General features: G+C 63.4%; 21 protein-coding genes. 9 read left to right on the forward strand and 12 right to left on the reverse strand.

The features are described from left to right. Nucleotides 1-119 precede the first annotated feature (119 nt). Nucleotides 120-1,148: an SAM-dependent methyltransferase gene (locus CQ14_RS39590; protein ID WP_057863159.1), complete on the reverse strand. Its 1,029-nt coding sequence runs from the start codon at nucleotides 1,146-1,148 to the stop codon at nucleotides 120-122. Nucleotides 1,149-1,229: 81 nt separating this feature from the next. Then, entirely contained in the window at nucleotides 1,230-1,421 is a 192-nt protein-coding gene (locus CQ14_RS39595) for a hypothetical protein (RefSeq protein ID WP_156435858.1), read from the reverse strand. A 195-nt stretch (nucleotides 1,422-1,616) separates the two neighbouring features. Between CQ14_RS39595 and CQ14_RS39600 the strand changes: the two genes are divergently transcribed. From CQ14_RS39600 to CQ14_RS39610, 3 genes are all read left to right on the forward strand, one after another. Next, a complete protein-coding gene (locus CQ14_RS39600; protein WP_057863181.1) occupies nucleotides 1,617-2,603 on the forward strand; it encodes a hypothetical protein in 987 nt (328 codons plus the stop codon). A gap of 134 nt (nucleotides 2,604-2,737) precedes the next feature. Then, on the forward strand, nucleotides 2,738-3,766 hold the full coding sequence (locus tag CQ14_RS39605; protein ID WP_057863161.1) for a peptidoglycan -binding protein: 1,029 nt from the start codon (nucleotides 2,738-2,740) through the stop codon (nucleotides 3,764-3,766). 184 nt (nucleotides 3,767-3,950) lie between these two features. Then, nucleotides 3,951-4,280, forward strand: a complete 330-nt coding sequence (locus CQ14_RS39610; RefSeq protein WP_057863162.1) for a hypothetical protein — start codon at nucleotides 3,951-3,953, stop codon at nucleotides 4,278-4,280. Here CQ14_RS39610 and CQ14_RS39615 read toward each other — a convergent pair. Further along, nucleotides 4,277-4,477: a hypothetical protein gene (locus CQ14_RS39615; protein WP_057863182.1), complete on the reverse strand. Its 201-nt coding sequence runs from the start codon at nucleotides 4,475-4,477 to the stop codon at nucleotides 4,277-4,279. The genes CQ14_RS39610 and CQ14_RS39615 overlap by 4 nt on opposite strands. Nucleotides 4,478-4,557: 80 nt before the next feature. Next, complete coding sequence (locus CQ14_RS39620; RefSeq protein ID WP_057863163.1) at nucleotides 4,558-6,414, reverse strand: ABC transporter ATP-binding protein/permease; 1,857 nt, start codon at nucleotides 6,412-6,414, stop codon at nucleotides 4,558-4,560. A 180-nt stretch (nucleotides 6,415-6,594) separates the two neighbouring features. Between CQ14_RS39620 and rpmE the strand changes: the two genes are divergently transcribed. Continuing rightward, nucleotides 6,595-6,822: a 50S ribosomal protein L31 gene (gene rpmE / locus CQ14_RS39625; RefSeq protein WP_057833964.1), complete on the forward strand. Its 228-nt coding sequence runs from the start codon at nucleotides 6,595-6,597 to the stop codon at nucleotides 6,820-6,822. Nucleotides 6,823-7,011: 189 nt separating this feature from the next. Here rpmE and rcdA read toward each other — a convergent pair whose 3' ends face one another. Both rcdA and CQ14_RS39635 read right to left on the reverse strand, forming a co-directional pair. Next, entirely contained in the window at nucleotides 7,012-7,524 is a 513-nt protein-coding gene (gene rcdA, locus CQ14_RS39630; RefSeq protein ID WP_057863164.1) for a protease adaptor protein RcdA, read from the reverse strand. A 450-nt stretch (nucleotides 7,525-7,974) separates the two neighbouring features. Continuing rightward, a complete protein-coding gene (locus tag CQ14_RS39635) occupies nucleotides 7,975-8,166 on the reverse strand; it encodes a DUF1192 domain-containing protein (RefSeq protein WP_057863165.1) in 192 nt (63 codons plus the stop codon). Nucleotides 8,167-8,268: 102 nt separating this feature from the next. On the opposite strand from CQ14_RS39635, the gene CQ14_RS39640 reads away from it, so the two are divergent. Next, nucleotides 8,269-9,267, forward strand: a complete 999-nt coding sequence (locus CQ14_RS39640; RefSeq protein WP_057863166.1) for an NAD(P)H-quinone oxidoreductase — start codon at nucleotides 8,269-8,271, stop codon at nucleotides 9,265-9,267. 120 nt (nucleotides 9,268-9,387) lie between these two features. Continuing rightward, the gene (locus CQ14_RS39645) at nucleotides 9,388-12,264 is read left to right on the forward strand and encodes an EAL domain-containing protein (protein WP_057863167.1); all 2,877 of its coding nucleotides are present in this window, start codon (nucleotides 9,388-9,390) and stop codon (nucleotides 12,262-12,264) included. Between the two features lie 29 nt (nucleotides 12,265-12,293). On the opposite strand, the gene CQ14_RS39650 is transcribed toward CQ14_RS39645, so the two are convergent. The 5 genes from CQ14_RS39650 to CQ14_RS39670 form a co-directional block, all read right to left on the reverse strand. Further along, a complete protein-coding gene (locus CQ14_RS39650) occupies nucleotides 12,294-12,812 on the reverse strand; it encodes a hypothetical protein (protein WP_245320886.1) in 519 nt (172 codons plus the stop codon). 128 nt (nucleotides 12,813-12,940) lie between these two features. Then, complete coding sequence (locus CQ14_RS39655) at nucleotides 12,941-13,441, reverse strand: c-type cytochrome (protein WP_156435860.1); 501 nt, start codon at nucleotides 13,439-13,441, stop codon at nucleotides 12,941-12,943. A gap of 133 nt (nucleotides 13,442-13,574) precedes the next feature. Next, nucleotides 13,575-15,284 (reverse strand): PQQ-dependent dehydrogenase, methanol/ethanol family, encoded by a 1,710-nt coding sequence (locus CQ14_RS39660; protein ID WP_245320888.1) that lies wholly within the window; start codon nucleotides 15,282-15,284, stop codon nucleotides 13,575-13,577. A gap of 199 nt (nucleotides 15,285-15,483) precedes the next feature. Beyond that, entirely contained in the window at nucleotides 15,484-15,927 is a 444-nt protein-coding gene (locus CQ14_RS39665; RefSeq protein ID WP_057863170.1) for a copper chaperone PCu(A)C, read from the reverse strand. Nucleotides 15,928-16,246: 319 nt separating this feature from the next. After that, nucleotides 16,247-16,504, reverse strand: coding sequence for a DUF7662 domain-containing protein (locus CQ14_RS39670; protein ID WP_057863171.1), 258 nt, complete (start codon nucleotides 16,502-16,504; stop codon nucleotides 16,247-16,249). 155 nt (nucleotides 16,505-16,659) lie between these two features. Between CQ14_RS39670 and CQ14_RS39675 the strand changes: the two genes are divergently transcribed. Further along, nucleotides 16,660-18,159: a sensor domain-containing diguanylate cyclase gene (locus CQ14_RS39675; protein WP_245320891.1), complete on the forward strand. Its 1,500-nt coding sequence runs from the start codon at nucleotides 16,660-16,662 to the stop codon at nucleotides 18,157-18,159. A gap of 134 nt (nucleotides 18,160-18,293) precedes the next feature. Here the strand turns inward: CQ14_RS39675 and galU are convergent, their stop codons facing one another. Next, nucleotides 18,294-19,172: a UTP--glucose-1-phosphate uridylyltransferase GalU gene (gene galU, locus CQ14_RS39680; protein ID WP_057863173.1), complete on the reverse strand. Its 879-nt coding sequence runs from the start codon at nucleotides 19,170-19,172 to the stop codon at nucleotides 18,294-18,296. 253 nt (nucleotides 19,173-19,425) lie between these two features. Here galU and CQ14_RS39685 point away from each other — a divergent pair, with 253 nt between their 5' ends. Next, nucleotides 19,426-20,802 carry a lytic murein transglycosylase gene (locus CQ14_RS39685; protein ID WP_082650248.1) on the forward strand — a complete coding sequence of 459 codons (1,377 nt, stop codon included), beginning with the start codon at nucleotides 19,426-19,428 and terminating at the stop codon, nucleotides 20,800-20,802. Nucleotides 20,803-20,961: 159 nt separating this feature from the next. Beyond that, on the forward strand, nucleotides 20,962-22,319 hold a 1,358-nt coding region (locus CQ14_RS39690; RefSeq protein ID WP_057863174.1), incomplete at its 3' end, for an SGNH/GDSL hydrolase family protein.

Here is a 22,319-nt window from a genome sequence, read left to right on the forward strand (position 1 = left end):
TCCATCCCACCGCTTGCGTGGAATCGCCAACGAAGAATCGGCGAACATGTCGTTTGGCTGCAAGCGATTGCACGAGATGCCGAAGCACGAGCCGTCAGGCACGAATCGGTTAACGCCGCCTAATCGGCCACGTTCATTCGGTACTGGCTGACGCCCCACTCGCTGCCACCAGCGTAGCCGAACAGGCCGGCGGTAGCGAGCAGGAACCAGCGCCAGCGCCGCATCCAGAGCGCGGTTTCGCCGCCATGGACCTTGCGAAGCACGCGCTCGACGTCGTCGCGATGCGAATCGAAGTTCGCCAGCCAATCCTGCGCGGTGCGCTGATAATGCGCGCCGCTCCAGCGCCATTCCTTTTCGACCCCGAAGACATCGGCATATTGCCGGATCAGATGATGGCTCGGCATCACGCCGCCGGTAAAGAAATGCTGCGCGATCCAGTCCTCGCCGTCGGCGCGATCGAACAGATAGGCGCCCGAGCGATGGGTGAAGATGTGCAGGAAGAAGCGTCCGTCGGGCTTCAGCCATGCGCGCAGCCGGACCATCAATTCGCGCCAGTTCATCATGTGCTCGAACATCTCGATGCAGAGGATGCGGTCGTACCGCGCTTCCGGCGCGAACAGGTTCACGTCCGACGTGATGACGCGCAGATTGGCCAGGCCGCGCTTGGCGGTTTCGCGCTCGATATATTCGCGCTGCGCGTTGGAGTTGGAAACCGCCGTAACCTGCGAATGCGGGAACTGCCGCGCCATCCACAGCGACAGCGCCCCCCAGCCGCAGCCGAGTTCGAGGATCGACTGTCCGTCGGCTAGATCGGCATGCTCCACCGTCTGGCGCAGCGCCTCTTCCTCGGCCTCTTGCAAGGTCGAGGCTGTCTCCTTGTAGAAGCAGCAGGAATATTTCCGGTTAGGGCCGAGCACATGGCCGAAGAATGCTGCGGGCACCTGGTAACGCTGGGCGCAGGCCCCGTCGGTGTACTCGGTGATCGCGCGCGCCGCCATTTCGTCGGCCAGCCAGGCGTCGCTTTCCGCATTCCCGGTGGCGAGCTTGGTGGCGGTGCGTGAGCACAGCCCCTGGATCGCGGCCCGGACAATCGGATCGGGCAGCGGCACCCGCTCGGCAGTACCCATGATGGTGGAGACGAAGCTCATGACCACTCCCTCCGCTCTTGGCACGATCCTTTTCGAAGACAGGTTCCGACTTTGTACTGACGCGCCCCTCCGGGTCCGGAATCAGGTCGGGGGCGAACGCGGGAAGAACGCGCTGGTACGCAACTGGCAGTCGCGATGGCGCCACGGCCGGGCAGCGGGCAGGTAGCCGGCCCGGCCAAGGTTGCCGGTTCGCTGTTGCACCACCCCGGCGCCCATCAGCGCCGCAAGCAATGCAGCAATGGTAACCACCGCCACAAGATATAAGGCCGTCACGAAAAATCCCGGTTGGACATCGAGCAGTTCCAAAATACGTTGATGTCAAAGCCCAGGTTCGGGAAGAGGTTCCGCCGTCATGTGCCCGAAATCGCGGCTTCCAGCTTTTTTCTCCGGCCCGCTGTGCCATATTGGCCTCCAGTCCGGCTCTCGTAATGGATGACACCCCGTTTCGTAATGGATGACACCCCGCAAATGCCCTCAGGCCACTCCTCCCGCTCCGAAATGGAGATCGAACTGAGCAAACTGTCCTCGCCCCGGATCTTCCTGGTGCGGATGCTGGTGTTCCTGGTGCTGTGCGCGCTGGTCGCGGTCGTACTCTACAAGCAGATCATCACAGCCTTCTTTGCCAATCCCGGCCTCAACGCGCTGATCGGCGGGGTGCTGCTGATCGGCATCATCCTGTCGTTCCGGCAGGTGATCCGGCTCTATCCGGAAGTGGCTTGGGTCAACAATTTCCGTATCGCCGATCCCGGGCTGGCGATCGACCGCCGCCCGAAGCTGCTGGCGCCGATGGCGGCAATCCTCGGCGGCGAGCGCTCGGGGCGGATGACGATCTCGCAGCAGACCATGCGGCATTTGCTGGATTCGATCGCGACGCGGCTGGACGAAGCGCGCGATATTTCCCGCTACATGACGGGCTTGCTGGTGTTTCTCGGCCTGCTCGGCACCTTCTGGGGTCTGATCGAAACCGTCGGTTCCGTCGGCAAGGTGATCGAAGGCCTGAAGGTCGGCGGCGATTCCGGCTCCCTGTTCGACACCCTGAAGGACGGACTGGCCGCGCCGCTCGGCGGCATGGGCATTTCGTTCTCGTCCTCGCTGTTCGGCCTCGCCGGTTCCCTGATCCTGGGTTTCCTCGACCTGCAGTCGAGCCAGGCGCAGAACCGCTTCTATACCGACCTCGAGGACTGGCTGGCCTCCACCGTGCGCGAATATGGCGACGGGTCGGGCGGCGAAATACAGCATGCGATGGAGCGCATCCGCGCGGTGGTCGAAGAGAGCGGCGGCAGCCGCAACACCACGGCGGCGATGGCCAATCTCGCGGAGGCCATTCAGGGCCTGGTCGCCCATATGCGCACCGAGCAGCAGATGATCCGCGAATGGGCCGACGGCCAGGGCGAGCAGAACCGCGAGATCAAGAAGCTGTTGGAGCGGATCGCCAAGCAGCCCGAGAAGAGCTGAAGTTCGCGTCCCGGACGCGGCGCAGCACGTCAGTGATGCGACGCAGCGCCGGGACCAATCACGAACAGTCCCGGCGTTGCAGCGCGGCGTGTCACGCCACACAGCGTCCGGGACAAGAATACCGGAGACAATAAATGGCCCTCGCCCGTGCCCGACGCAGTGAATCCGGCTTCAACTACTGGCCGGGTTTCGTCGACGCGCTGTCGACGCTGGTGCTGTCGATCGTGTTCCTGCTGTCGGTGTTCCTGGTGGTGCAGTTCTTCCTGTCGCAGGAGGTCACCGGCAAGGACAAGGCGCTGGAACAGCTCAACGCCAAGATCGCGCAGCTCAACGATCTCTTGTCACTGGAAAAGCTCGGCAAGCTTGCACTCGACGACCAGGTCTCGCAGCTGCGTGCCGGCCTTGCCGCCGCGGAAGGCGAACGCGACCGCGTCAAGGGACTTTACGAAGGGCTGGCTGGCGCCGGCGGCGACGCCCAGGGCCGCGCCAGCGAGCTCAACAAGGCGCTCGAATCCGAAAAGGCCGTCTCCTCGCGCGCGCTCGCCCAGATCGAGGTGCTGAACCAGCAAATCAGCGCGCTGCGCCGCCAGCTCGCCGCGCTCGAGGAAGCGCTGGAAGCCTCCGAGAAGCGTGACAAGGAATCGCAGGGACGGATTGCCGATCTTGGCCAGCGCCTGAACGTGGCGCTGGCACAGCGCGTGCAGGAATTGTCGCGCTACCGTTCGGAATTTTTCGGCCGCTTGCGCGCCATCCTGGGCAACCGCCCGGACATCCGCATCGTCGGCGACCGTTTCGTCTTCCAGTCAGAAGTCTTTTTTGACACCGGTCAGGCCCTGCTGCTGCCCGAGGGCCGTGCCGAGCTGGATAAACTTGCAACGGCGCTGATCGATCTGGACAAGCAGATTCCAAGCGAGATCGGCTGGGTGCTGCGGGTCGACGGCCACACCGACATGCGGCCGATCAACTCGCCGCTGTTCAAGTCCAACTGGGAATTGTCGTCGGCGCGCGCCATCTCCGTGGTGCAATATCTGGTCTCGCTCGGCGTGCCCGCGCAGCGGCTGGTCGCCGCCGGCTTCGCCGAATTCCAGCCGCTGGACTCCGCACCCAACGAAGACGCCTACAAGCGCAACCGCCGCATCGAGCTGAAGCTGACGGAACGCTGAGGTAATCTTTCCAGCGGCCCAACAACCTCGTCATGGCCGGGCAAAAGCGCGAAGCGCGTCTTCGCGCAGATGTCCCGGCCATGACGACATCCTTCCACGTCCCGTGACGTCGGTCACGGCCCTTACGGACTGGATCCTTTAGCCACTTCGGCGATTACCAGCTCAACCCTAGGAGGGCGATCCCATGAAGCTGGCCGAGTTTGCGAAGGGTTCTGCGACGTTCCTGGTGGTGATCGTCGCCGGGTTGCTGTCGACCGCCTATGTGGTTTTGCGGCAGGCGCCGCGCGTTCCGACGCACCGCCCGCCTCGACCGCCGCCTGTGTCGGCGCGGATGGCAGCTGGAAAAATTGGCCGTGGCCGAACGTGCCGGCGCTCTCGCCAAAATGCCGCGGGGACGCCAGGCCACACAGCTAAAGCGTCGCTCGCGGAAATACCCCCAACCCTCGCCCGCAAGCGGGAGAGGGAGTGCACCTTCTTCCTGGTCGCAATCAAATCCAATTTCATCATGCTCTAGACGCCGCGAATGAGCACTCCCGCCGTCAACACGACATAAGCGATGGCGAGCACGTCGAACACGTGCGATGGGGTGATGATGGGGATCGAAACATGGGCGTAGCGAACGAGCAGCGCACACACCGCGAGGATGAACGAAATCAGGAAGATAACGACCGAGGGGGGCGTCAGGGCAAAACCACCGCGGCGAAAGGGCATAATCACCTCCTGTTGAATGGGCCGGGCAAAAAGCACAGCGTTGCAACAACAGAGCGGTGGTTTCGGTTCCCTGTGATCGGCTACACGCCTTCGAATTGCAGCCGCGCCAATCGCGCGTAGAGCCCGTTTGCTGCAACCAATTCGGCGTGCGTGCCCTGCTCGACGATCCGGCCCTGGTCCATCACCATGATTCGGTCGCAGGACAAGACGGTCGCGAGGCGATGGGCGATCACGAGCGTGGTGCGGTGGCGCATCAGTTCTTCCAGCGCGGTCTGCACCAGCGTCTCGCTTTCGGCATCGAGCGCCGACGTTGCCTCGTCGAGCAGCAATAGCGGCGCGTCGCGCAGGATGGCACGCGCAATCGCGATGCGCTGGCGCTGGCCGCCCGACAGCGTCACGCCGCGCTCGCCGAGTTGCGCCTCGAAGCCGCCGGGCAGCTTGCGCAGGAATTCGGTGGCATGCGCCAGATCGGCGGCGCGCTCGACTTCGGCATCGCTGGCATTCGGCCGGCCGAAGCGGATGTTCTCGCGCGCGCTGGCCGCGAACACCACGGAGTCCTGCGGCACCAGCGCGATGCGCGAGCGCACGTCGACCGGATCGGCCGATTTGACCGGCACGCCATCGAGCGAAATCGTGCCGCGCGCGGGATCGTAGAAGCGCAGCAGCAGATGAAACAGCGTGCTCTTGCCCGCCCCTGACGGACCTACGATCGCGACCTTTTCGCCGGCCTTGACGGAGAGCGAAACATTATCGATCGCGAGCACGTCCGGCCGCGCCGGATAGGCGAAGCTGACATTCTCGAACCCGACATCGCCGCGCGCCGGCTGCGGCAGCGCGACCGGCTGCGGCGGCGCCGTGATCTGCGATTTGACCCTAAGGATCTCGAACAGCCGCTCGGCGGCGCCGGAGGCGGCCGAGACTTCGCCCCAGACCTCGCTGAGCTGGCCGAGACCGGTTGCGGCGAACGCCGCATACAGCACGAACTGGCCGAGCCGGCCGGGCGTGATCTGGCCGGTCAGCACGTCGTGCGAACCGACCCAGAGGATCGCGACCACGCTGGAGAACACGATGAAGATGATGATCAGCGTCAGAACCGCGCGCGCCCGCGTCGAGCTGCGCGCCGCCTCATAGGCCTGCTCGACCTCGCCACCGAAGCGGGTCGTCGCCATCCGCTCGCTGGTATAGGCCTGCACGGTCCTGATCGCGCCGACCAGTTCGGACGCGTAGGCGCTGGCATCCGCAAGCGTATCCTGCGCATTGCGCGAGAGCCGCCGCACCCAGCGGCCGAACGCGACCAGCGGAATCACGATCACCGGGATCGCCAGCAGTACGAACCCTGAAAGCTTCGGGCTCGTGATCACCATCATGGTGGCGGCGCCGATGAACAGCATCATGTTGCGCAGCGCGATCGACACCGAGGCGCCGACGGCGGACTTGATCTGGGTGGTGTCGGCGGTCAGCCGCGACACCAGTTCGCCCGAGCGCGCGGAATCGAAGAAGGCCGGCGACAGCGAGATCAGATGCGCGAACACGTCGCGCCTGAGGTCGGCGACGATGCGCTCGCCGATCGTCATCACGAGGTAGTAGCGCGAGGCGCTGGCGGCGGCGAGCACGGCGACGACCGCGATCATGACGCTGAAATAGCTGTTGATCAGGGCGATGCCTTCGGGGCTGAAGCCGAAATCGATCATGCGGCGGACCGCGATCGGCACCACCAGCGTGGTGATCGCCGCGACCGTCAGCGAGATGAAGGCGAGGAGCGCGCGGCCGCGGTAGCGGGCGACATAGGGCGCCAGCGCCAATAGCGGCCGGAGCCTTGCCCGGGTCTTGGCCGGCGACTCCGTCAGTTGCGCCTCGATGAAGGCCTCTTCCTCGAGCAGGGCGTCGCGCCGTGGGGGCGCGGTTTTGACGTCTTCAAGCTGTTCCGCTGCGCTCATGAAATCCGACCGGTTTTGCCGTCCCCAGATAGGCCCCGCCGCCCCCTCTGGCAAATCCGGGAGATTCCCAATCAGGAAGGATACGTAGCTTGTTTTGGCGGCCGCCTTACGTTATAGAGCCGCCCAAATCCTGTACCCATTGCCTATTGAGACGGGCGCCGGCGCGCCGAAGGATATGCCATGAAAGCCGAAATTCACCCGAATTATCATACGATTACGGTCGTGATGACCGACGGGACCGAGTACCAGACCCGCTCCACCTGGGGCAAGGAAGGCGACAAGCTGAACCTAGATATCGACCCCAAGTCGCACCCGGCCTGGACCGGCGGCTCCCAGCAGATTCTCGACCGCGGCGGCCGTGTGTCGCGCTTCCAGAAGAAGTTTTCGGGCTTCCTCAAGAAGGACTGAGGGTTTCGGACCCCTCCCCGTTCGCGTCCATAATGCAAAACGCCCCGGTTTCGCGGGGCGTTTTTTGTTGGGTGCTCGCCTATCCCGTCATTGCGAGGAGCGAAAGCGACGAAGCAATCCACCGCGCCGCAAGCGGATAAGTGGATTGCTTCGCTACGCTCGCAATGACGGCGGAGAGAGTTTCCTGGCTTACTGCTCGAACGCCGCCTTCAGGCGGTTGAGCTGCGGCACCAGCGGATTGCCGATCGGCGCACGTTCGGCCGATGGCGCGTGGATCGTGGTGTCGAGCCGGCGGACCCGCGCCTGCAGGCTCATCGAGCGCGCGATCAGATCCTGCAATTGCTGCGGCAGCTTGGCGATCATGTCCTCGGGGCCGGGATCGGCCGCCGTCAGCTTGACCTTGGTCTTTTCGCGATTGGCCTGGCTCAGCGTCATCTCGCCTTCCTTGACGGCGCGATGCAGCAGCAGCCAGGACGCGAGCTGCATCAGGCGGGTGGTGAGACGCATGCTTTCGGTTGCGTAAGTAAGGCTGACAGAACGTTCCAGCGCCTTGGCGTCGGTGCGGCCCTCGCCGTCGAGATAGGCGGCGGTTTCCTCGACCAGATCCATGCCTTCCCGGAACAGAGTTCCAAATGCCGCCGAATTAGTCAGCCGCTCGCTAAACAGAACGAGCGCGGGTTCGCTTTGCGAACGATCCGCCATGGTTAACGCCCTCACGCCACTATTTGCCCCGCCGGCTGTGAACCCACCGGCTTATGATGAACAAATCATTGCTCGGGCAAGATCGAGAGTCCAGCGGCAACCGGATTTATGGTTTCCAGCGTATGGGGGCACTAAATAGCCGCGCTGCGCACAAAAAAGAGCCGCCGTTTCCGGCGGCTTTTGAAGTTGATAACAGGGAGGCGTCAAACAGAGTGGACAGGAGCCACTCGGTGTCCAAACGAGGACAATGCCAGTCATAAAGGAGAAAGCTTAATCCTTCGTAAATGAGCGAATTTCTTTAGGGATTATTTGCCATGTCGGCCACTGGCCGAGTTTGACGTTGACTTCAATGGTGTCGTTCCTGCCAACGCAGGGATCTACAATCACCGGCGGTCGCGATTTAGAGAAAGTAGGCCAGCGGCCCTGCCACAAGACGGGCCGCAGCAATTACTACGTCTTGAAAAAGCTGTTCGCGGCATCCTTTGACGCGCGCTTTTTGGTGGCGGCCTCCTGCAGCCGCGTGACTTCGGAATTCAGCAGCGCGATGCGCTCGGTCAATTCCTCGACCGACAGCAGCGATAGATCCTGGCCGATCTCGTGGGAGATTTTCTTCCGCGGCTTGTCGTCATCCTCGATCGCCATGCGTTTCTCCTTGCTCTCTGCGGTCCCCGATGTGGTTGCCAGCCGCAGCCCGGCTGGCTAATCAGGGGCCGCCTTATTCTCAGCCTTTCGCAAGGACAAATCATGGAAAAGCTGCCTGCGCAAATGACCGTCATCGGCATCAGCAAGCCCGGTGGTCCCGAAGTGCTGTTGCCGGAAACCCGCAGCGTTCCGAACCCTGGTCCGGGTGAGATCCTGGTCAAGGTGATGGCCGCCGGCGTCAACCGTCCCGACGTCGCGCAACGTTCCGGCGCCTACCCGCCGCCGCCCGGCGCCAGCGACCTGCCCGGCCTCGAAATCGCCGGCGAAGTGGTGGCGCTGGGCGAAGGCGCGGCCAAGCACAAGATCGGCGACAAGGTGATGTCGCTGGTGGCGGGCGGCGGCTACGCCCAATACTGCATCGCGCAGGACGCGCAGGCGATGGCAGTGCCCCCCTCGCTCTCGATCCGGGAAGCCGGCGCCATTCCGGAAACGCTGATGACCGTGTGGCACAATGTGTTTGAGCGCGGTGCGCTGAAGCCGGGCGAAACGCTTCTGATCCACGGCGGCTCATCCGGTATCGGCACCATGGCGATCCAGCTTGCCAAGGCGTTCGGCTCGAAGGTGATCGTCACCGTCGGCTCGCAGGACAAGATCGACGCCTGCCTGAAACTCGGCGCCGACCGCGCGATCAATTACAAGACCGAGGACTTCGTCGCCGTGGTCAAGGCGGAGACCAACAATGTCGGCGCCAATTTGATCCTCGACATGGTCGCCGGCGACTATGTCGATCGCAACTATGACGCGGCCGCGGTCGATGGCCGTATCGTGCAAATTGCAACGCTCAACGGCCCCAAGGTCAGCGTCAACATTGCCAAGGTGATGGTGAAGCGGCTGACGCATACCGGCTCGACGCTGCGACCCCGTACTAATGCGGATAAGGCGGCGATGGTCGCCGCCATCGAGGCCAAGGTGATGCCACTATTGCGCGAAGGACGCGTAAAACCGCTGATGGACAGCTCGTTTCCGCTTGAAAAAGCAGCCGACGCGCACCGGCGGATGGAGACCTCCGCACATATTGGCAAAATTGTGTTGGAGGTTTAACGGATCGAGAGCGAAGCGCGGGTGGAAACCCTTTGATTTGCTTCGCTTTCATGTCATTTATCGCGACAACGCCGACCCGTTCGCTGGGCCGGGAGGATCGTTGGTCGCGGAGTACTGACATTGCGTCTGATCAGGCGCCTTGCGCTGCTTGCGCTGGGCCTCATGATTGTTATGGCCGCGCCTGCGGCGCATGCCATTGACGCTGTCAGCGTCCGCAGCGACGCGCCTGCGATCGACCTCACCGCCGTGCTCGACCATCAGCGCAGCGAGACCGATCGCATCCAGGTTTCGACCGCGCCGGGAACCGACGGCATCGTCCGCCGCATCGAGGTCCGCGCCCGCGAGGGCGGACAGAACTGGGTGGTGTTCGCGCTCGCCAACAACACCGACGACCAACTCGACCGCCTGATCGTCGCCCCGCATTATCGCATCGTGTCGTCAGGCCTGCTGTGGCCCGACCTCGGCCTATCGCGCATCGCAACGATTACGCCGTCGACCGGCGACCGGCCCGAGCGCCAGGAAAGCGCGACCGCCGACATCTTCCGCATCACGCTCGATCCTGGCGCCGTCATCACCTTCGTGGCGGAACTGCGCACCGATAAATTGCCGCAGCTCTATCTCTGGGAACCCGACGCCTACAAGGACAAGGTCAACTCGTTCACGCTCTACCAGGGCATCGTGATCGGCATCTCCGGCCTGCTGGCGCTGGTGCTGACGATCCTGTTCGTGGTGAAGGGCAGCATCATGTTCCCCGCCGCCGCCGCGCTCGCCTGGGCGGTGCTGGTCTATATCGGCGTCGACTTCGGCTTCTGGGGCAAGGTGCTCGACATGTCGAACAACGCCGAGCGCGTCTGGCGCGCGGCGGGTGAAGCGATTCTGGCGGCGACGCTGCTGGTGTTCCTGTTCGCCTACCTCAATCTCAGCCGCTGGCATGTGCGCTATTCCCACATCACCGTCGGCTGGCTCGCCTTCCTCGGCTCGCTGGTGGCGCTGGCGCTGTTCGACCCCGCCGTCGCCTCCGGCATTGCGCGCATCTCGCTGGTGCTGATCGCCTTCGCCGGCTTTGCGCTGATCGTCTATCTTTCGACGCACGGCTTCGACCGCGCGGTGCTGCTGATCCCGACCTGGTTCCTGCTGGTGGTCTGGGTGATCGCCGCCGGTATGACGGTGGCCGGAAGCGTCACCAACGACATCGTGGGGCCCGCGCTGCTCGGCGGTCTCGTGCTGATCGTGATGCTGATCGGATTTACGGTCATGCAACATGCGTTTGCCGGCGGCGGCGCCACCACCGGCATCGTCTCCGATGTCGAGCGCCGCGCGCTGGCGCTGACCGGCTCGGGCGACCTGATCTGGGACTGGGACGTTTCCGCCGACAAGGTGTTCACGAGCCCGGAGACCGAAAGCCTGCTCGGGCTGAAGCGCGGCACGCTGGAAGGCCCGGCCGCGAAATGGCTCGAAGTGCTGCATCCGCTCGACCAGGATCGCTTCCGCGCCGCGCTCGACAGCGTGCTCGACCAGCGTCGCGGCCGTCTGGTGCAGGATTTCCGCCTGCGCACCCCGGACGGCCATTTCATGTGGTTCGCGCTGAAGGCGCGCCCGGTGGTCGGCTCCGACGGTGAGGTCTCGCGCGTGGTCGGCACGCTCACCGACGTCACCGAAATCAAGAATGCCGAAGAGCGCATGCTTCATGACTCCGTGCATGACAACCTCACCGGCCTGCCCAACCGCCAATTGTTCATGGATCGCCTCGGCGCGGTCGCCAATTTCGTCAAGAGCATGCCGACGCTGCGGCCGACGCTGATGGTAATCGACCTCGACCGCTTCAAGCAGGTCAACGATTCCGTCGGCATCGCGGTCGGCGATTCCATCCTGCTGACGCTGGCACGGCGGCTGACGCGCATCCTCAAGCCGCAGGACACGCTGGCGCGGCTGGCCGGCGACCAGTTCGGCCTGATCCTGATGTCGGAGCAGGACCCGGCGCGCATCACCGCCTTCGCCGAAACCATCCGCAAGACCATCCGCGCGCCGATCGCCTTCAACGACCGCGAGATCTTCCTGACCGCGTCCATCGGGCTCGCGCTGTCGGACCCGCAGACGCAGCTCACCGAAGAGATCATCAAGGACGCCGAGCTTGCGATGTATCATTCCAAGCGCATCGGCGGCGACCGTATCGACGTCTACAAGCCGGCGATGCGCGCCCGCAAGACCGACCGCCTGACGCTGGAAAGCGAGTTGCGCCGCGCCATCGAGCGGCAGGAAATCACCATTCTCTACCAGCCGATCGTGCGGCTGGAAGACCGCTCGATCGCCGGCTTCGAGGCGCTGGCGCGCTGGGACCATCCCAAGCTCGGCCGGATGTCGCCTGCCGAATTCATCACGATCGCCGAGGAAATCGGGCTGATCGTCGATCTCGGCATGTTCGTGCTGGACCAGACCGCGCGGCAGCTCTCGGTGTGGCAGCGCGCGATGCGCTCGCGCGAGCCGATCTTCGCCTCCGTCAACGTCTCCTCGCGGCAATTGCTGCGCCACGATCTGATCCATGATATCCGCACCGTGCTGTCGCGCTCGTCCGTGGCGCGCGGCACGCTCAAACTGGAGCTGACGGAATCGCTGGTGATGGAGAATCCGGAGCACGCGGCGCAGATGCTGGCGCGGATCCGCGAGCTCGGCACCGGCCTGTCGCTCGATGATTTCGGCACCGGCCATTCTTCGCTGGCCTATCTGCAGCGTTTCCCGTTCGACACCATCAAGATCGACCAGTCCTTCGTCCGCACCACCAGCCGCGGCACGCGGCCGGTGATCCTCAAATCGATCATCGCGCTCGCCCACGATCTCGGCATGGACGTGGTGGCGGAAGGCGCGGAGACGGATTCGGATGCGGTCGAGCTCTATCAGCTCGGCTGCGAATACGCGCAAGGTTTCGCCTTCGGCGAGCCGATGGACGCCGACGCCGCGATGCGGCTATTGACGGAAGAGCGGCTGGAAGCGGCGAGCTGATTCAGGCAGCCGGCATCATCGACTATCCGCTAATCCTTCGCTCGCAGTATGCTGATCCGCGTTTCATCGACGAAATTCTTGATGTCCTGATCGGGTCGACGAAACAGGTTGCGTTCGACAACGAGCGAACGGCCACTGACCGTCTTGGCGCAGCGCTCCTTGAGGTAGATGCCTCCCACTGGCTGGTCTCCCGCACTCGGCTGGCCCTCGGTGCATGCCCAGCCATCCGAGCCGTAGCGCGACTTGGCCTGCAGCCCCAGCAGAAACGCTTTCTTCCGGATATAGAGGCGCGCCTTGGGATCGGTCTCGATCTGCAAGCCAGCAATGTGCCCGGTATTGTCGATCAGCAGGGTCAGGATCGCAGGGTGACCCGCCACCATGGTGCCGTCCCGACTGGTCGACGGATCATAGCCAAATCGGATCGCGCGTGTCCCACTCGCGTCGGCCGGGCAGTCATGCCAATCCTTCCAGCCCGCCAATGTGCGCTTCGGATCCGCCGCGCAGGAGAAGTCGACGTAACCGGACTCCGTCAATTCGGTCGCGGCCATTCCAAGGCGAATATCCCGCAGATCGTTGCCGCTGAATTCTTCCGTCCGCGCCGGAGAGCTCGCAAGCGCTACCGCCTGCCAGGCGAGCAGGCCCGCAGCAAAAACTCCTGGCAGCTTCACTCTGCGCATCACTGGCCCTTCCCTCTGCTGGCGGTCGCATCATCCGGCTTCTGCGCCTGCGTCTTGTAGACGTCGCATACCCGCGACGAGCTTGAGAAGAAGGCGATGCATTCCGCGTAAGTGGGTTCGCCCGCTCCTTTGATATGAGCGATCACGTAGTCGGCGACGGCTTCGATATCCTTCGATCGCAGAAACATTCCGCCTTCGGGCGGCATCTGAGCTCCCGCGTCCTGGCGGTTCATGTCGTGGCATTTCACCTCATCGTAGGCGCCGCGCGTGAAGAACGGCATCCCGGTGCCCGGCCGCCCGCAGCCGACGACTTCGATGATCTGATCCCGCGTCAGATCGGTCTTGCGCAACGACAGCGCATCACCGCCGTAGCCGCCACCCCCATTGCCGTGCCATTTGTGGCAACCCATGCAATTGGCCTTGCCGAACACTGCCTTGCCGGCATTGGTCGGATCCGAGGTCGGCGCTTGCGCCGACTGACCGTAAGCAGCGGCCAGCATCGAAAAATTCAGGGCAACGACGCTCGCGAGCAGCGTGCCCGCCGCCACCGGGAATCGGTCGAAGATCATCATTGCATCTCTTGTCGAAGAAGCGGGAGGGCCCGCGATTGCGGACCCTCCGTTTTTTGAGATGTCAGAGTGCGAATACGTAGAGCATCGATCCCGGCTGTATCTTCTTCAGCTCGGGCGTCGCATCGATGAACCACTTGTCCCAGGCGCCGCCGAGGCCGACCAGAATGGCGACGTACTGCTTGCCATCGACCGTAAAGGTCATCGGTGGTGCGTTAACGCCGCCGCCCGTGTTGAACTCCCAGAGCTTCTGCAAAGACTTGGCGTCAAGCGCCATCACCTCGCCGGATGGCTGACCGGTGAAGATGAGGTCGGGAGTAGCCAGGATGCCGCCCAAATTGGGGAACGGCGTTTCCATTTTTCCGGCGATCTTGCCGGTAGTCACATCGATCGCAGTCACGCTGCCGGTGATCTTGAACGGCTGGCTCGGACCACCGCCGGTCCAGAACTCGCGCGGTTTCAGTTTGTCCGGCGTCATCACCTCAACCTTGATGCGATTGCAGCTCTCGATCACCGGGATGTACCAGAGCTTCAGATCCGGATTGTAGGCTGTCGGAGGCCAGTTCTTGCCGCCCATGTTGCCGGGACAGATGTGGGTTTCCATGTTGGTGCGGCTTGGTGTCACCGACGCGATATAGGCCTGCACGGACTTGTTGGGGTCATACTCGATCGGCTTGCCGCTCTCCGGGTCGAGCCCCTTGGTCCATGTGACCTTCTTGACGAACGGCAGGCCCCAGACGAACTTGCCGTTGGTGCGATCGATCGCATAGGCGAAGCCGTTGCGGTCCGCTTCGAGCGCGAGCTTCCGCGGACCACTGGGCCCGGGGACATCGACCAGCACGTTTTCCGCCACGCTGTCGTAGTCGTAGGGATCGTTTGGCGTGTGCTGATAGTGCCACTTGATCTTGCCGGTCGTGGCATCGAGGGCCAGCGAGCTGTCGGTGTAAAGATTGTCGCCGGGCCGATAGGCATTATCCCAGTCCGGTCCGGGATTGCCGATGCCCCAGACGATGGTGTCGGTTGCAGGATCGTAGGTGCCGGTCACCCAGGTCGAACCACCGCCGGCGGCGGCGGCGTTGTTGCTGTCTTTCCAGGTTTCGCTGCCGGGCTCGCCCTTGCCCGGGATTGTGTGGGTGCGCCAGACCTCCTTCTGGGTCGAGAGGTCGGTAGCTGCGATCCAGCCACGGATGCCATACTCTGCGCCGGCAACGCCCGTGATCGCCATGTTCTTGACGATCAATGGCGCGCCGGTGATCACCTCGCCCTTGTCGGGATCGGCGACAGTACGCTGCCAGGCGACCTGGCCGGTCTCCTTGTTGGTCGCGATCAGCCGGCCATCAAGCGTATGGGAAATGACGAGATTACCCCACAGCGCGACGCCGCGGTTGTCGACACCGCAGCATGCCACGGCACCAGCCCAATCACGGTCCGTCTTGGGATCCATCTTCCAGACCAGCGCGCCGCGGCCGCCATGCGCATCGATCTTGTAGACCGAACCCCATCCATCGGTGACGTAGAGAAAGCCGTTCTCCGCAATCGGAGTGCCTTCCAGCCCGCCATGGCTCCAGATGCCGCCGCCTTCGATGCCGCCGAGGTGCATGGTCCAGGCGACCTTCAGGTTCTTCACGTTATCGCGGTTGACCTCCTTCAGAGTGGAGAACCGGTGAGCCGAGTAATTCTGATGATGATGAAGCCAGTTGCCCGGCTCCTTGTCGACGTTGAGCAGCCGCTCCTGACTGACCTCATCCGCGGCGGAGACAGGCAGTGTGCTCATCACGCTTGCGACAGCGGCTGCTGCGGCAAGCAGACAGCTTCGCATCAACATTCTTGTGTGACCTGAAGATCGCTCCATGAGTAATGCCCTCCTTGTTGGCAAGTCTTGTTGGCAGTTCATGTCGGATTGAGCGTCCGGCATATCCGGGCGTTCCGCTGACGGGCCCTATTCAGCGGGCTTCAACAGTCCGCTGTCGCGATCAAGGCGTTCGTGAAATCTGCACCTCCGTTTCTTTGGTTCCGGCTTTCTGGAAAACGACGGCGCATGTGAACTTCTCGCCGTCGACGAGCTTCTGCCGCGTCTGCAGCAGCATGACGTGATATCCGTCGCGCGTGAGTTCGACCGTCTTGTTTTCCGGAATCGGAATCGACTTGATCTCGCGCATGGCGGGCGCCCCTTCGCCGCGATCGACGGTGTGTCTTACGGAGAAATTCGCAAACGGACAGCGGACGCGCAGTATCGCGTCGGCTTCGGCCGCATCGTTTCTGATCGTCATCACGAGCGGGAGATCGATACCAATCTCGTCGGAAGCAGGCACCCGGGCGCTCGTCACCTGCAGTGCGTCGCCTGCAGCGGCGAGGCCCGGCGTCAGCCCAAGTCCAGCGACCAGTCCGAGCGCGAGAAACCGGGATCCGCCCGACATCGCACCCCACCCTGCCCGATCAAGAGCACCATCAAGACTCGATGTCACCATCGCGGTCATCGGCTATCGCCGCGGCCGTCAGAGATTTACAGGCGTGGGACGCCCAAACGACCATGTCGTCCGACCCATCGGCGCCATCCTCCCACGATCGATTTTCTTGTTCTTTTAAGTTGCGCCCCAGAAGAGCCACATCTTCCCAAATTGAGGCGACGGTAGGGCCGGTGTCCGGAACTGACTCCAGCAGGAGGCTCGCTCAGCGGATTTCATACCGGCAATGCGATGTTGCATGAGCCGGTGATGGCGGGCGAACGGCGCCTACTCACCGCCGCGCCGGCATTCTTTTGAATTTCACGCTCTTCGCGTCCGCCTGCCGCGTCGCGAGGTAGCCGGCTTCCAGGCAGGCTTCGCGCTGCGGCATCTTCTCCTGCGGGCTGCGCAGGGTTTCCCACCAAGACGCGCGCTGGGCGGCGCGCGGCAGCGCGGCGTCGATGATTTGCTCGATCTGTTCGAAGCTCAGCACGAATTCGGAAAGCGTCTGCGCCTTCAGATAGTCCCGTAACGGGTCGTAAACGTTCACGCGTGTCCTCAATGGCGATTTGCATAAAACCGTCGGCGCCAGCAACCAGCCGTTAACTCTCTATCATATCGCGCTCACCGTTTAAGGCCGCAACAATTTATCAAGCGCATACCGGATAGCGGGAACAGACGATGCTATTCGGGCGGCAAAGCGACGTGGCCGGAAAGGGTTGGTTCGGAAAAGTCTCCGGCCGCCGGCGCTGGCGGCTGTCGACCAAGCTCCTGATCGCCTCGTCGATCGCGACCGTGATCGGCTTTTCCGCGATCTGCACCAGTGTCATGCTCGACATGCGCCGCGGCGAGGAAGAACTCGCGCGCCAGACCCTGGAAAATCTCGCCGCCGGCATCGACGCCGACATCAGCCGGAATATCGAACTTTACGACCTGTCGCTGCGCGCCGTCGCCAGCAACCTCGTCATGCCGGAGATCAAGGGCGTCACCAAGGAAATCCAGCACCTGATCCTGTTCGATCATGCTGCCACCGCCAAACATTTCGGCGTGATCCAGGTGTTCGACGCGCAAGGCAACCTGACGCACGATGCGGCGAGCCTCGATCCGGCGCCGGAGAATCGCGGCGACGAAGATTATTTCCAGGTTCATCGCGCCAATCCCGATATCGGCCTTTACATGAGCCGCCCGATGCTGCGTCGCAGTGCCTATTCGGTGGTGTTCAGCCGGCGCATCAGTGATTCCGACGGCGGCTTCATGGGCGTCGTGGTGGGCTCGATCCGTTTCAGCTATTTCCACGAACTGTTCGGCCGGCTCACTCTCAATCCCGGCGATACGATCACCGTGCTGCGCCGCGACCGAACCATCATCATGCGGACGCCGTTCGACATCGAAGTCATCGGAAAGAATCTGGCCGAGCGGCCGAGCTGGCGCGCAGACAATCTAAAGGAAGGCACGGCCTATGCCGGCGTCGGGCCGGTCGATCCGACACCGCGGCTTTATGTCCGAAGCGGCAGTACGAATCTGTTCTTCGTTGTGGTCGGAAAGCCGCTCTCGACCATCCTCAACCTTTGGCACCGGGAAGTGATCCGGATCGGCGCGATCATGCTGATGCTGATCCTGTTCGTCGTCGGCACCACGCTGTTTCTCGCGCGCGAGATCGGCCGCCGCGCGGAAGCCGAGGACAAGCTGGAAGAGCTGGCAACCACCGACGCACTCACGGGGCTGAAGAACCGGCGCAAGTTCGATATCGAGATCGACGCGGAATGGCGGCGGGCGTCGCGCAACCAGACCCCGGTCGCGGTGCTGATGATCGATGCCGACCATTTCAAGGCCTACAACGACACCTACGGCCATCAGGCCGGCGACCAGGTTCTGGTCGGCATTGCGATCTGCATTTCGGACTCGGTGCGGCGGGCCGGCGATTGTCCGGCGCGATACGGCGGCGAGGAATTCGCGGTGCTCTTGCCGGGCCTTTCGGTGGTGGATGCATTCGCCGTCGCCGAGACCATCCGCGCAAAGGTCGTGCAATGGTCGGAAGATCCCGTCACGACGGTCAGCATCGGCGTCGCGAGCGTAACGCCCACGGCGGCGATCGATTGGACCAATCTGATCGAAGCGGCCGACAAGGCGCTGTACGCCGCCAAGGCCAATGGACGCAACCAGTCGGTGGTCGCCGCCATTTCCCAGCTCGCGCTGGTGGCTTAGGACACGACCTTCTGCCAACCATCGTCATTGCGAGCGAAGCGAAGCAATCCATGCTGCAGCGTATGCGGGGCTATGGATTGCTTCGTCGCTTCGCTCCTCGCAATGACGGCGCGAATCGATGCGCGCCCCGCCCCTTACTTCTCCAGATATTTCTTCATCTCGCTGCGCAAACCATCGCGAAGGTCGGCGCGAGCCATGCCGTAGGCGATGTTGGCGCGCAGGAAGCCCGACTTCGAGCCGCAATCGTGCCGCTCGCCCTCGAACTCGACGCCATAGAAGCTTTGCGTCTTGGCGAGAGTCTTCATCGCGTCGGTGAGCTGGATCTCGTTGCCGGCGCCGCGCTCCTGCGTTTCCAGGATCTTGAAGATTTCCGGCTGCAGGATGTAACGGCCGGTGATCGAGAGGTTTGACGGCGCGGTGCCCTTCGGCGGCTTTTCCACCATGCCGTCGACCTCGAACATGTTGTTGGCGAGGCGCTTGCCGACGCCGCAGATGCCGTATTGATGGGTGAGATCGTCGGGCACCGCTTCCACCGCGAGCAAATTGGACTTGGGGCCAAGCTTGGCCGCGGCTTCGATCATCTGCTTCAGACAGCCCGGGCTGTTCAGCACCAACTCATCCGGCAGCACCACCGCGAACGGCTCGTCGCCGACGATGTCGCGCGCGCACCAGACCGCGTGCCCAAGACCAAGCGGCGCCTGCTGGCGGGTGAAGCTCATGGCGCCGGCCTCGGGCTGGTCGCGCGCCAGAATATCCTGCTCGGCCTTCTTGCCGCGGGCGGCGAGCGTGGAGTCGAGCTCGAACATCCGGTCGAAATGATCCTCGATCACGCCCTTGTTGCGCCCGGTGACGAACACGAAGTGTTCGATGCCGGCCTCCTTGGCCTCGTCGACCACGTACTGGATCAGCGGCTTGTCGACGATGGTCAGCATTTCCTTCGGCATCGCCTTGGTGGCGGGAAGGACACGGGTACCGAGACCGGCGACCGGGAAAACGGCTTTACGGATTTTCATGGGAGATCAGGAGCCTTGATATTGAGAAATTTGGCAATAAGGAAAGTCCTTTGATTGCACGTTGATAGCCGGTTTGCACCCCCCAACAAAGGCGGATGTATGGTGGCGGTTCGCCTCCTCCTGCACCTGCCCTTGCGCGCGTCGGACGCGACAACAAATTGCCCTCTGTTAAACTATTGGAAACCGCGACCGGGCCTTTTGAACCGGGGTGAGAACGACGGACGGACACTGCATGTGCCTAGCTGAACGAGCGATGAGCAATCGAGCCGGCGTGATCATAATCGCGGCGACGCTGCTGTGTTCCAGCGGAGGCGCCTTTGTCAGCCCGTCTTATGCCCAATCCTCTGACAACAACGGGGTTTCGAACTTTCTCGGCAACCTCTTCTCAGGGCAAAAAACGGCGCCCCAGGCTGCGCCCGGCCCCGACGGCGGTCCGCCGCCCTGGAGCGGCGAGGACGGCGCCTCCGGTCACCCGCTGATGACCGCGAGTGCGATTCGCGAGGCGGCTGCGAACTTTCCAAATTGCGTCGCCTCGATGTGGCCTGATGCCGCACGCCGCAACATCAGCCAGGAAAATTTCCAGCGCTTCACCGCGGGCCTCGAGCCCGATCTGCGCATCATGGACCTGATGGATTCGCAGCCCGAATTCACCAAGGCGATCTGGGATTATCTCGACATCCTCGTCAACGACAACCGCCTCGCCAAGGGCCGCGAGATCCTCGCGAAATACAAGCCGCAATTCGATGCGGCGGAGAAAGCCTACGGCGTCGACCGCTACATCATCGCGTCGATCTGGGGCATCGAATCCAACTACTCGACGCAGATGGGCGACCGCAACGTCGTGAATTCGACGGCGACGCTGGCCTGCATCGGCCGCCGCCAGGCCTATTTCAAGGACGAATTCCTGACTGCGCTCGAAATCCTTAACCGCGGCGATCTGCGTCCCGAACAGATGCGCGGCTCCTGGGCCGGCGCGTTCGGGCCGACGCAGTTCATGCCGACCGCCTTCAAGCGCTACGCCGTCGACGGCGACGGCGACGGCCGCCGCGACGTCGTCGACAACGCCGCCGATTTGATTGCGTCGACCGCCAACAACCTCAGGAAGGACGGCTGGCAGACCGGCCGCAGCTGGGGCTATGAGGTGGTGCTGCCGCAGGGTTTCAATTTCATGCTGGCGGACAAGTCCAAGGCGATGACGATCGCACAATGGCAGGGCCAGGGCCTGGTCCGGGCCGATGGCAAGCCGTTCCCCGATTCAACCGAAAAGGCCTATCTGCTGGCGCCGGCCGGCACGCAGGGGCCGGGTTTCCTGATGCTGCAGAATTTCCGGGTGATCATGAAATACAACCCGGCGGAGGCCTATGCGCTGGCGATCGGCCATTTCGCCGACCGCCTGCGCGGAGGGCCGCCATTCGTGCAGCCCTGGCCGCGCCAGGAGCGGGTGCTGTCGCGGGCGGAACGCCTGGAACTGCAGCAATTGCTGGCCCAGCGTGGCTTCTACAAGGGCACCCCGGACGGCCAGTTCGGCGGCCAGACGCGGGAGGCGCTGCGCGGCTTCCAGGCTTCCATCGGGGCGCCGGCGGACGGATTTGCCTCCTCTGACGTCCTCGAGCGGCTTCGAGGGCGGTGAATCCCGATTTCAGCGGCAAAAGTAACCCTGAAAGCCACGATTTGGCAGAAGCCTTGACGATCAGGCCGGAACCCCGGTTTATGGGGAAAATCTGCCCGCTTGCGGCCCGATTCCGCTACTATGTTTGACGCTTCACGATCCATTTTGCGACCGAGCCGGATGCGAAAGCCAAAGTCCTTTTTGCGCGTGTTCACCGATACCGGTCCGCTGGCCGTGCTGGCGGTCGTGATCGCGATGCTGGTCGGGATCGTGGGACCGGCTTCCGCCCAGTTTTTCAATTTCGGCGGGTTCGGCGGTTCGCCGCAGCGGCAAGCGCCGCAGCGTGGCGGCGGCTGGTTCGGCGGCGATTTCTTTGCGCCATTCCAGCAGCAGCAACAGCAGCAGGCACCGCGCCAGGATTTCTCCCGCGCGCCCGGTCCCGCCAAGCGCGACACCATCCCGGAACGTAACGTGCTGGTGCTGGGCGACGCCATGGCCGACTGGCTCGGCTATGGCCTGGAAGACGCCTATGCCGAACAGCCCGATATGGGCGTGATCCGCAAGCACAAGACCGGCTCCGGCCTGATCAAGTATCAGCCGCGCGGCGAGCCCGCCGATTGGACCGCGGCTGCGAAAGCCATCCTCGCCACCGAAAAGCCCGACGCCATCGTCGTCATGCTCGGCCTCAATGACCGCGTGGCAATCCGCGAGACCGTCACCGAGAAGAAGACCGACAAGAAGGACGAGAAGAAAGACGCGCGCGGCAAGCCGGACGCCAAGCCGGCAGACGGAAAGCCGAAGCCGGACGGTTCGACGGAAACAGCCAAACGCGACGAAAAGCCGGTCGACGCCGAATTGTCGCCGGACGATGCCGCCGACAACGACACGCCGCAAGCTTCTCCCGAAAAGAGCGCACGCTCGGGCGGCGGGGTCTATGAGTTCCGCGACGAGCGCTGGGTCGAACTCTACGCCAAGAAGATCGAAGAACTGATCGGCGTGCTGAAAACCAAGGGCGTGCCGGTGCTGTGGGTCGGCCTGCCTGCGATCCGTGGGCAAAAGGGAACCGCGGACATGCTGTTCCTCGATGCGCTCTATCGCGACGGCGCCGGCAAGGCAGGCATCACCTATGTCGATATCTGGGACGGCTTCGTCGACGAAGCCGGCCGTTTCCTGCAAAAGGGTCCCGACTTCGAAGGCCAGATCCGCCAGCTCCGCACCGCCGACGGCGTCTTTTTCACCAGGCCCGGCGCGCGCAAGCTTGCGCATTATGTCGAGCGCGAGGTGACGCGCCTCCTGGCCGCCCGCTCCGGACCGATCGCGGTGCCGATCGAGCCGACAACGCCGGAGGCCAGTGTCGCGCCCGGCCAGCCGGCGCCGCGTCCCATGGCCGGACCGGTCATGCCGCTGGTGGCCTCCTCCGTCGGCACCGATCAGTTACTCGGCGGCCCCGGCTCGCGCCCAGCAGCGGTCGATGCACTCGCGGCGCGCACGCTGGTGAAGGGTGAAGCGTTGGCCGCGCCGGCCGGCCGTGCCGACGA

This window comes from Bradyrhizobium lablabi (genome assembly GCF_001440475.1).
GTDB lineage: Bacteria > Pseudomonadota > Alphaproteobacteria > Rhizobiales > Xanthobacteraceae > Bradyrhizobium > Bradyrhizobium lablabi.

What these genes read in the sequence shown, in the direction of transcription:
- CQ14_RS39620 (WP_057863163.1), bottom strand. Translation starts at nt 6,414, where the DNA reads ATGAGCGCAGCGGAACAGCTTGAAGACGTCAAAACCGCGCCCCCACGG.
- CQ14_RS39660 (WP_245320888.1), bottom strand. Translation starts at nt 15,284, where the DNA reads ATGAGCACACTGCCTGTCTCCGCCGCGGATGAGGTCAGTCAGGAGCGG.
- CQ14_RS39665 (WP_057863170.1), bottom strand. Translation starts at nt 15,927, where the DNA reads ATGTCGGGCGGATCCCGGTTTCTCGCGCTCGGACTGGTCGCTGGACTT.
- CQ14_RS39650 (WP_245320886.1), bottom strand. Translation starts at nt 12,812, where the DNA reads ATGGCCGCGACCGAATTGACGGAGTCCGGTTACGTCGACTTCTCCTGC.
- galU (WP_057863173.1), bottom strand. Translation starts at nt 19,172, where the DNA reads ATGAAAATCCGTAAAGCCGTTTTCCCGGTCGCCGGTCTCGGTACCCGT.
- CQ14_RS39685 (WP_082650248.1), top strand. Translation starts at nt 19,426, where the DNA reads ATGAGCAATCGAGCCGGCGTGATCATAATCGCGGCGACGCTGCTGTGT.
- CQ14_RS39655 (WP_156435860.1), bottom strand. Translation starts at nt 13,441, where the DNA reads ATGCTGGCCGCTGCTTACGGTCAGTCGGCGCAAGCGCCGACCTCGGAT.
- CQ14_RS39610 (WP_057863162.1), top strand. Translation starts at nt 3,951, where the DNA reads ATGAAGCTGGCCGAGTTTGCGAAGGGTTCTGCGACGTTCCTGGTGGTG.
- CQ14_RS39615 (WP_057863182.1), bottom strand. Translation starts at nt 4,477, where the DNA reads ATGCCCTTTCGCCGCGGTGGTTTTGCCCTGACGCCCCCCTCGGTCGTT.
- rpmE (WP_057833964.1), top strand. Translation starts at nt 6,595, where the DNA reads ATGAAAGCCGAAATTCACCCGAATTATCATACGATTACGGTCGTGATG.
- CQ14_RS39600 (WP_057863181.1), top strand. Translation starts at nt 1,617, where the DNA reads ATGCCCTCAGGCCACTCCTCCCGCTCCGAAATGGAGATCGAACTGAGC.
- CQ14_RS39635 (WP_057863165.1), bottom strand. Translation starts at nt 8,166, where the DNA reads ATGGCGATCGAGGATGACGACAAGCCGCGGAAGAAAATCTCCCACGAG.
- rcdA (WP_057863164.1), bottom strand. Translation starts at nt 7,524, where the DNA reads ATGGCGGATCGTTCGCAAAGCGAACCCGCGCTCGTTCTGTTTAGCGAG.
- CQ14_RS39590 (WP_057863159.1), bottom strand. Translation starts at nt 1,148, where the DNA reads ATGAGCTTCGTCTCCACCATCATGGGTACTGCCGAGCGGGTGCCGCTG.
- CQ14_RS39605 (WP_057863161.1), top strand. Translation starts at nt 2,738, where the DNA reads ATGGCCCTCGCCCGTGCCCGACGCAGTGAATCCGGCTTCAACTACTGG.
- CQ14_RS39640 (WP_057863166.1), top strand. Translation starts at nt 8,269, where the DNA reads ATGGAAAAGCTGCCTGCGCAAATGACCGTCATCGGCATCAGCAAGCCC.